This is a genomic window from Thermoanaerobacterales bacterium (assembly GCA_030019475.1).
Lineage (GTDB): Bacteria > Bacillota > Desulfotomaculia > Desulfotomaculales > JASEER01 > JASEER01.
The window spans coordinates 1-963 of record JASEER010000084.1; the positions used below are offsets into that span (position 1 = coordinate 1).

At 48.5% G+C, this 963-nt stretch carries 1 protein-coding gene; it reads left to right on the forward strand.

The genetic code is table 11. The features are described from left to right. Window positions 1–19: 19 nt before the first annotated feature. On the forward strand, window positions 20–963 hold a 944-nt coding region (locus tag QMC81_11920; GenBank protein MDI6908177.1), incomplete at its 3' end, for an IS66 family transposase.

Sequence of the window (963 nt, forward strand, 5' to 3'; positions counted from 1 at the left end):
TGAAGAGGTCCAGCAGCCTGTGCAATATGGACCCCGTATAAAAGCGATTGCCGTCTACTGGCGTCAGTATCAGCTCCTTCCCTATGAGCGCACAAGCGAGCTGTTCGCTGATCTCTTCAGCCATCAGCTTAGTCAGGCTACCCTGGTTAACACAAACGAGGCTTGTTACGAGATCCTGGAGCCCGTGGAAGAAGAGATCAAGCAGCAGGTGATTGCTTCTACCGTTGCCAATTTTGATGAAACAGGTGTGCGCACCAATGGAAAAGGGGAATGGCTCCATGTAGCCAGCACGGAGAAACTGACTTTTTATGCTGTCCATCCAAAACGTGGCGAGGAAGCCATCAATGCCATTGGGATTCTACCTGAGTTCCAAGGGACTGCAGTTCATGATGCATGGGAGTCCTATTTCAAATACGACTGCGACCATGCTCTTTGCAATGCCCACCACCTGCGAGAGCTAACCGGTATCTTTGAACAGGAGAAAAAGGAATGGCAAAAGGAGATGATTGAACTGCTACTCGAGATCAAAAAGGCTGTTGACGAGAGAAGAGCTGAAGCTGATAAATTAGACCCAGCGCAGATTGAGATCTTCGAAGCAAGATATGATCAGATCATCGAGAAGGGCATTGCCGAAGATCCACCCCCTATACCCGAAGATAAACCTCGGAAGCGTGGTAGAAAGAAACAAAGCAGAGCTAAAAACTTGCTCGACCGCTTGAAGAAACATCGCAGGGAGACACTAGCATTCATGTACGATTTTAGCGTCCCGTTTGACAACAATCAGGCAGAGAGGGACATCAGGATGATGAAAGTTCAGCAGAAGATATCAGGCGCATTTCGCAGTGCCAGGGGAGCAAATATCTTCTGCCGTATCAGGGGTTACATATCCACCCTCAGAAAGAACTCTATTTCGGTCATCAATGCCCTTCAAGCTACCTTCGAAGGGAATCCTTTCATCCCGAC